Annotated in this window: 8 protein-coding genes; 6 read left to right on the plus strand and 2 right to left on the minus strand. The window is 32.6% G+C overall.

The features are described from left to right. The 3 genes from ETU10_RS00045 to ETU10_RS00055 all read left to right on the plus strand — a co-directional run. A partial coding sequence (locus ETU10_RS00045; RefSeq protein ID WP_317129678.1) for an RHS repeat-associated core domain-containing protein occupies nt 1-459 on the plus strand: 459 nt, incomplete at its 5' end. Continuing rightward, the gene (locus ETU10_RS00050) at nt 459-1,130 is read left to right on the plus strand and encodes a hypothetical protein (protein WP_146309235.1); all 672 of its coding nucleotides are present in this window, start codon (nt 459-461) and stop codon (nt 1,128-1,130) included. The genes ETU10_RS00045 and ETU10_RS00050, both read left to right, overlap by 1 nt. Nucleotides 1,131-1,393: 263 nt before the next feature. Continuing rightward, on the plus strand, nt 1,394-1,768 hold the full coding sequence (locus ETU10_RS00055) for a hypothetical protein (RefSeq protein WP_146309236.1): 375 nt from the start codon (nt 1,394-1,396) through the stop codon (nt 1,766-1,768). A gap of 40 nt (nt 1,769-1,808) precedes the next feature. On the opposite strand, the gene ETU10_RS00060 is transcribed toward ETU10_RS00055, so the two are convergent. Together ETU10_RS00060 and ETU10_RS00065 are read right to left on the minus strand one after the other, a co-directional pair. Continuing rightward, nucleotides 1,809-2,078: a hypothetical protein gene (locus ETU10_RS00060; protein WP_146309237.1), complete on the minus strand. Its 270-nt coding sequence runs from the start codon at nt 2,076-2,078 to the stop codon at nt 1,809-1,811. A 187-nt stretch (nt 2,079-2,265) separates the two neighbouring features. Further along, a complete protein-coding gene (locus ETU10_RS00065; RefSeq protein WP_146261111.1) occupies nt 2,266-2,595 on the minus strand; it encodes a helix-turn-helix domain-containing protein in 330 nt (109 codons plus the stop codon). Between the two features lie 168 nt (nt 2,596-2,763). Here ETU10_RS00065 and ETU10_RS00070 point away from each other — a divergent pair, with 168 nt between their 5' ends. From ETU10_RS00070 to ETU10_RS00080, 3 genes are all read left to right on the plus strand, one after another. Beyond that, entirely contained in the window at nt 2,764-4,875 is a 2,112-nt protein-coding gene (locus tag ETU10_RS00070) for a toprim domain-containing protein (protein ID WP_146309238.1), read from the plus strand. 95 nt (nt 4,876-4,970) lie between these two features. Then, the gene (locus tag ETU10_RS00075) at nt 4,971-5,813 is read left to right on the plus strand and encodes a tyrosine-type recombinase/integrase (RefSeq protein ID WP_146309239.1); all 843 of its coding nucleotides are present in this window, start codon (nt 4,971-4,973) and stop codon (nt 5,811-5,813) included. Between the two features lie 3 nt (nt 5,814-5,816). Further along, entirely contained in the window at nt 5,817-6,635 is an 819-nt protein-coding gene (locus ETU10_RS00080; RefSeq protein WP_146309240.1) for a tyrosine-type recombinase/integrase, read from the plus strand. Nucleotides 6,636-8,007: the final 1,372 nt, after the last annotated feature.

The raw sequence follows: 8,007 nt of genomic DNA on the forward strand, positions 1-8,007 counted from the left end.
AATCGTTTCCGTTACTACAATCCCGAAACTGGACAATACATCAGCAAAGACCCCATCGGACTGGCAGGTAATAACCCTAACATGTATGCGTATGTATACGACTCCAATACGATGGTCGACTTGTTTGGATTGATGGAATTATTTAGATCTATGACTAGAGCAGAATATTTTGATATTATTCAAAATGGTTGGAAATCTGGTGGAGATTCTGGAGGTATGGAAGCAAAGTGGTTTGCTGAAAGTTATGATGATGCTGTACAATGGGGTAAAACTATGGGGCATGGAAGCGATTCAAAATTTTATGTAGTTACTTTTGATGTAGATGATGCGGTTGCATCTGGTGCTTATAAAGTAGATCATCTAGATGGAATTGGTCCAGCAAGAGCTATTGAGGCAACCGATTTAAATGGAAAGACAGAAGTTAAAAAAGTTAATTCTATTAGAGTACATTGTAAATAATGAAATCATTAATTCATTGGGATAAAAATATATTTGATGGAGAAAAAAGACTTTTACCATCAGCAAAAGTTTTACATACTCAAATTCATTTTCCTGAGTTAAATGAAGCTTGGAGTATAGCATTCAAATTTAATATTTCACCTAGAGATCAAGGATATAGGTCGATAGCAGATGAAGTTTTTTTTCTATCAGAAAAGGCTCCGAAAGATGTGTTAAAGGAAGGATTCAAATTCAGCTTTCTGGATGGTGCTAATGTTATTGGAGAATGTTTATTGTTTGAAGAAAAAATTATAGAAATTGAAGATATAATTGAAAGAATTAAACTAATAGATCAAGAAAAGCATGAATTAAAAATGTTTATAGCTTCTATGAATAATAATTCTTATAGTTATACAACTGATGAGCTTTATGAGTTAATTAAGTATAGTATTGATTATCCCTATATTTTTTCCTTTGTATTAAATATTGATAAAAATATAGCTTTAGAATATTTATCAAAACATTATTTAGTTAAACTTAATAATGTTTTAGAGTCATCTAATTTACCATTATTCTTATTTAATATTGAAAAAGTTTTAGGGAAAGAAGAATTTGATAAGTTTATTGAGAAACTTCCTAAAGAGATTAAAGAGAATGAAATATTCATAAATTCTATAGATGAAATTCTGTAAATGCTATTAAAAGTTTATTAATAAGGCTAAAACCTTGGTATTTTACCGAGCTTTTAGCCTTATTCAATTTATCCAAGAGTTCCCATTCGCTTTTAGGGATCAGCTCTAAGAGTAAGGACAAAAGCAAAAAAGCTCGTCCCTGTTTAAAGAATTCGCAGGGTCTAAAATAGCCACTTTCAGAGCTTTAATAAGGAAATATATAGATACAATTCGTTTTTATACAAAAGACTTAAAAATAAGGGAAAATAAAATGCAAGTAGATAATGGAAAAGGAATTAAAATTTACAGATGAAAAAACACAGGATATTATAGTAGTACATTTTAGCTCTTGGCTCTCTATTATCAAAGGTATTTTGATTAAATATGCGAATAAAACAGAGGTAGAAGCTGAAAAAATAATTTCAGATAAGAAATCTGGTATATTTAAAGCTCCTTATTCTTATTCAAGTACTGCATTAGTGAGTCATGAATTAGAATATCATTGGGCTATGTTAGGCGCTTATGGAGAAATGTATTGGCTTCCTGAAAATGGAGGAATTAGCTCACAAGAACCTGAAGATTATTTTGATTGGTATGATAGTTATATAAAAGAAAACAATTTAAAAGAACCTTTTATATTTATAGATAAAAAAGAATAAACCAAAAACACCAACCCTAAAGGTTGGTGTTTTGTTTTAATTAATTCTTATACAGCTTGTCTAAGAGTTCCCATTCGCTTTTAGGGATCAGCTCTAAGAGTAAGGACAAAAGCAAAAAAAACTCGTCCCTGTTTAAAGAATCCTTTGGGTCTAAAATAGCGATTTTAAGAGCTTTAATAAGCGCCTGAATAGAAAAACCCAACTGCTGGTAATCCCCAATAAAAGAGAAATTATCCAAGGCAGTTAAAAACACTTTAAGGCTTTCAGGGTTTAAATTGTTGTTTAGATTGGAAAAATCTGTGTTTTTCATAAAAAGTGAAGTTTGGAAAAAAAAGCCCGCAGGCTAAGATGTTCCACGCCTTCACAAGCGTTGCAGACATTTCTGTTTCTGCCACCATACCGTACGGGCAAAGTATTTTAAAAATCATAATGTGAAGTTTGGAAATACAAAAGTAGATAAAAAATAAAACCGATTCAAAGATGAATCGGTTTTATTTTTATTTATAAGCCAATCTATTTTTAGCATGTTGAATCAACCCATCCAGAGAATACATGATATGCGATTTATCCTCCTCAGGCAATTTTTGAATAGCAATAATCTTATCTAAGATAACCTTATCAATCTCAACATCAATTTTACCCACCAGATAATCAATAGAAACGCCCAAACAATCTGCTATTTTAGAAGCCATTTCAATAGAAGGCTTAGCTTCGCCCCTTTCATATCTTCCCAATACATTTTGATGCACCCCAATCTTACTCGCAAGATCACCCTGAGAAAGCTTTTGAACTTTCCTTAAAGATATAATTCTATTACCTAACCCCATAATTGTTGTATTTACACACTATTTGAATTGAAATAACAAAAATACAAACCTAATCTGTTATATAGAAATCTAAAATGCTTTGCATTAAATTACAGAAGTGTTATATTTGCACCTAAATAGTTGTAAAAAATATTTTTAAAAAAACTTACTCAATAAAAAACCCTAGTTATGAGTATCCCAGAAATCAAACAAAAATTAAGCATTCAAGAAGTATTAGAGCATTATCAGATACCAGTCAAAAACCAGATGTGCCGATGTCCCTTTCACGAAGACCAAACCCCCAGCATGCAAATCTTTAACGATTCCAATACCGTCAGATGTTACAGCGGAAACTGCCCCCAATCCAATAAGGTTATCGATGTCATAGACTTTATTATGTATTACGAAAAACTCACCAAAGCACAAGCTATTGTAAAAGCCCAAACATTCATAGGCGAGCCCAGTAGCCGTTACAGAAACGGACGCGTAAAAGAATACCAAGAGTTGCCTATGGATAAGCTGGAAGAAGTATTTTATAAAATGAAACAAAATTTAAGACAAAGTAAAAAAGCAAATGAATATACATTATCAAGAAATCTAACCCCCGAACAACTAGAAATCGGCTACAACGGAAGAACCTATAAAGGAATAGTCAATTGTATCGTTTTTCCCTTAAAAGATACAAGCGGAAAAATTATAAGCCTTTATGGGAGAAGCATTAAAGACAAGAATCACTATTATCTAAAAAACAGATCGGGCTTATATCCCTGTTATCCCAGGGCAGAAACCCAAAAACTAATTTTAACCGAAAGTATTATAGATGCATCCAGTCTTTTGCAAATACAAGAGATCAGAGAAAAGTATAGTGTACTCGCCTGCTATGGAACCAACGGCTTTACATCAGAACACAAACAAGCAATCCAAGAATTAAAGCAGTTAGAAGAAATAATAATAATCTTTGACAATGATAGAGCAGGAAAACAAGCCACAGAGAAATTAGCCAAAGAATTAACAAACCAAAATCCAAAATTACAACTCACCACCCTAGAACTCCCCAACAAAGACATCAACGAAACCTTACAATTACATTCTCCCGAAATCTTTACAGAACTACTAGAAAAAAGGACGAATTTAGAAATAAGAAATAACAATAATTTAGAAGAAAGAAGTAAAAAAATAGAAGAACCCCCCAACTTAACCCTAAACCAAATCAATCAATTAATTGAGCAAAGCGGAATCATTGGCGAAGAAAACACCAGATTACTCCTGTTTATCATAGCCAGCTCTTACAAAACCCCCAAACCCCTACACGCCATCGTACAAGGCAGCTCAGGAAGCGGAAAAACCCATTTAATCTCTAAGATCGCCGACCTCATGCCCCCCGAAGATGTTTTACGATTCACCCGAATCACCGAAAGCAGTTTATACAACTGGGGCGAATGGGATCTAGTAGGTAAAAATATCATTATCGAAGACCTCGACGGCTTAAAAGAAGAAGCCCTATATAGCTTACGAGAACTCATCAGCAGTCAAAAACTCAGCAGTAGCGTAAGCATCAAAGACAAAAAAGGCAACATCAAAAGCACCCAAAAAAAAGTACGCGGTATCTTTAGTTCCTTATCGGCTACTACCAAAGGCGATATTTATGAAGACAACATGAGCCGAAGCTTTATCCTCGCCGTAGACGAAAGCCAAGAACAAAGCCAAAAAATCATAGAATACCAAAATAAAAAATACGCAGGAGAGCTAAGCTCCTTGCAGGAAAAACAAGCCCAAAAACAATTACAAGACTACATAAGAAGCCTGCAGAACCTAGAAGTTATTAATCCCTATGCCACCCAGTTACAATTACCCGACAACGTACATAAAAAGAGAAGACTAAATCAAATGTTCCAATCCATCATAAGACAGATCACTTACCTAAACCAAAAAAATCGGAGAATCTCCACCGATAATCAAATCATAACCGAAAAAGAAGACTTACAAATCGCCATAGAAGTACTCTTTGAAAGCATAATCCTAAAAATAGACGAATTAGACGGAAGCCTTAGACAGTTTTATGAAAACATACAAAAACACTTTAAAACCCAAGAATTTACAAGGTTCCATATTATGGAAAGCACAGGACTCAAGAAAACCCAATTACAATACTATTTAAACCAATTAGTACAATTAGAATACTTACAACAGTTCGGACACCCCAACAAAGGCTATAAATACAAAATAGCCCATAACGACAATATGCAAAAAGTAAGAAAAGACCTCAAAGAGTACTTTTACAACCAATTAGAAAAACTATAAACCGAGCACCAGTGAACACCAAGCGGAAACCAACCGAACACTAAAACACGATAACTCATTGCTAATCAAATACAAATATCCAGCGAACGGTAAAAATGAAAAAAGATAACCTAAAAGCCGACCTGCTCTACTACTATCAATCAGAATTACACACCCTAGGGTATAACGCCAACACCATTTACAGCAAGATAAGAAACATAAAAAGCTTTTTAACCTTTACAAACAAACAAGAGAAACAAATACAAACAAAAGACCTAGAAAATTATATAAAAGAATTAAAACAAAGAAAATTACATAGCAGTACAATATATCAGTATTACACACACCCCAAAGAATATTTTAGATATATAAAAGAAAGTAAATATATCAGTAAAAACCCTTTTGAAACCCTTATTTTACATCTGGAAAAACAACCCTATAAAGAACGGATAATACTCACCCAAGAAGAAATACAAATCCTGTACAGTAAAACAAAAAACCTACAAGAAAAAATAATCTTACATCTGAGTTACGGCTGTGGACTCAGAGCCATAGAACTAGAAAGAATCAATACAGAAGACGTAGACATAAAAAACAAACTAGTGATCGTAGAACAAGGAAAGAACAGCAAAAGAAGAATAATACCCATCAATCAAACCCTACAAAAAGACTTTACTAAGTATTTACACCAAAGAAACCGAATAAAAACCAAAGAAACCGCCCTATTACTCAATCAAAAACAACAAAGAATGAAAAAACATACCGCCTTAGAACTACTAAAGAAAATACTTAAAAGAACTACCCTAAACAAAAATATTACTTTACATAGCTTACGGCATTCCATTGCTACCCATTTACTAGAAAAGGGGGTAAAACTAGAAAGTGTACGAGAATTTTTAGGACATAAATATTTAGATACAACCCAAAAATATACAAGAATTACCCAGTTAGATTTATGATATATGAAAACTTTAAAAGATTATTTAGAAGAACAATATACAGGAGAAAGTATACAAAGCTATTTAATAGGAATAAACAAGTATTTACGCCACATTAAAAACCCAGAACAAGCCCAGAAAAAAGAAATCTTACACTATATACAAACCCTACGCAAACAAGGCAACAGCCCCAAAACCCTACAAAGCAGATTAGCCCATATCAAAGCCTATTACCATTACTTACAACAAGCAGGCAAAAGAAAAGACCATCCCTGCAAAGACCTACAACTCAAAGACAAGATAGATAAAAGTATAAAGACAGAGCTCTTATATACAGAAAAACAACTCAAAGACTACTTAGAACAAACCCCCAAACATAAAAAACTCATGGTAAGCCTTTTAGTATATCAAGCATTAACCATACAAGAAATAGCAAATCTAAAACCTAAAGATATAGAAATACAAAAAGCAGAAATCTATTTAAAAACTAGAACCCTAAAACTCAAAGCCGAACAAATCTATTTAGTTACAGAACACTATAAGCTGTTTAAAGAAAACAGAAACTATGTCTTTGAACACAGCAGGAAACCAGGACATAAACTAAGAGCCAAAGGAATTAATCACTATATTAATTTTAAAAGACAAGAAAAATATACCCCCATAAAGATAAGGCAGAGTGTAATCAAGAACCTACTTAACAAACATGATTTAAGAAAAGTTCAGGTTTTTTCAGGTCATAAAAAAAGTTCGATTACTCAACAATACCAAACTACAAACTTAGAACAGTTGAAAAATGAGATTGAAAATTTACATCCATTAAACAAAGTAAGTCAAACCAACTAGAAACCCTCTCAAACCAACCCCAATAAAACAAAAGTCAACCACCAACTCAAACGCCCATTGCAAAGGCATTCGTCCGCGCTCAAACCCAGTTACACAGCCCAGCACTCCAGTTGCAAGTATTCACTTACGTTTGGCTGTTTCACGTGTTTCGCTTGTCCTCATCCGCAACTTTCTCGTCTGCTCCTAAAGTCGCATCCGCCGTTGCTTGTTAGTTTTGCTCGCAGGCAGGTGCTTCGCGCCACGGGGACGAATCACCCATGTAAAGAAGTAAACCACCCTTAACCCCGCTTACGGGCGGTTTATTCGCCAAAAAATAATAAGGAATATAGATTTAAATTTTGGCAAGCCCCCACCGCCCGCGCTAGCACACTCGCTTTACTGCTCGCGGTAGCGCATAGAGCTCGTTTTTAAAAACTCGCAACCCTCTTTTATAAAAAGCTCGTACGTTTTTTTACTGTTTTTTTTAAAAGAAAAACTGCAAAGAAAAAAACACTAAAAAATCCGTTATTTTTTTCTTTCAATTGGTAAAAAAAGGGGAGGAATAAAAACATAATTGTATATAAAATAAACCTTGTCCCTTTTTGTTTTTATAATGTATTGATTATCATTTATTTAAACTAAGCAGGAGGGACAGAAAAAATCTTTGCAAATTTTGTCATTTTTTTATATGATTTAAGTTTTTGAAAAACAAACACTTAGCGTTTTTTGTTTTAAATTAAGATTATATCTTAATTTATATGTAAAAACATGACATATGTTTTTACAATAAAAAATTGTATGGGAATACAAATTTACTTTCATATTCCAAACATTCTATGAATAGTGAAAATATGACATAGATTACTTAGTAAAACTGAAATATTTTTACTCCATAAATTTTATGTATTTAATATTAAAGAGAAGTGAAAAAATAGCAACTTTCATGTCCTTTTTTTTAAATCTTCACTGAAATACATTTGATACAAATAAATGACTAGACGATATAATAAAAAATTGTCTTAAAAGTATGGGTATAAAAATATAATGATATGAATTTAAATATATTGATGATATTAGTTTTTATAGTAGTATTAATATTTTTATTTTGGATTATTCCAACTAAAAAATTAAGAGTTATAACGGCTTGTTTAAAATCGTTATTACAAGTACTTCCAATTAGTCAAATTATAGAACAGTTGAAGAAAAAATGATTTTTCTTTCAAATGGAATAAAAAATTATAAATTTGAGCCAATGAAAAAGTATCTATACTTTATACTTTTAGTCCTATCTATTTGTTTCAACTGGAATAGAGTAGAAGCAAAAAGTATTCACTCGCGCGAGACAAAAGTAAGCGCAGAGTTAGACTACAATCGTTTCCGTTACTACAATCCC

It is taken from the genome of Apibacter muscae (assembly GCF_007845595.1).
In the GTDB taxonomy this organism is placed as follows: domain Bacteria; phylum Bacteroidota; class Bacteroidia; order Flavobacteriales; family Weeksellaceae; genus Apibacter; species Apibacter muscae.

Bases quoted from the DNA above. Each gene is read 5' to 3' on its own strand.
- ETU10_RS00050 (WP_146309235.1), top strand. From the start codon at position 459: ATGAAATCATTAATTCATTGGGATAAAAATATATTTGATGGAGAAAAA.
- ETU10_RS00065 (WP_146261111.1), bottom strand. From the start codon at position 2,595: ATGGGGTTAGGTAATAGAATTATATCTTTAAGGAAAGTTCAAAAGCTT.
- ETU10_RS00060 (WP_146309237.1), bottom strand. From the start codon at position 2,078: ATGAAAAACACAGATTTTTCCAATCTAAACAACAATTTAAACCCTGAA.
- ETU10_RS00055 (WP_146309236.1), top strand. From the start codon at position 1,394: ATGGAAAAGGAATTAAAATTTACAGATGAAAAAACACAGGATATTATA.
- ETU10_RS00080 (WP_146309240.1), top strand. From the start codon at position 5,817: ATGAAAACTTTAAAAGATTATTTAGAAGAACAATATACAGGAGAAAGT.
- ETU10_RS00070 (WP_146309238.1), top strand. From the start codon at position 2,764: ATGAGTATCCCAGAAATCAAACAAAAATTAAGCATTCAAGAAGTATTA.
- ETU10_RS00075 (WP_146309239.1), top strand. From the start codon at position 4,971: ATGAAAAAAGATAACCTAAAAGCCGACCTGCTCTACTACTATCAATCA.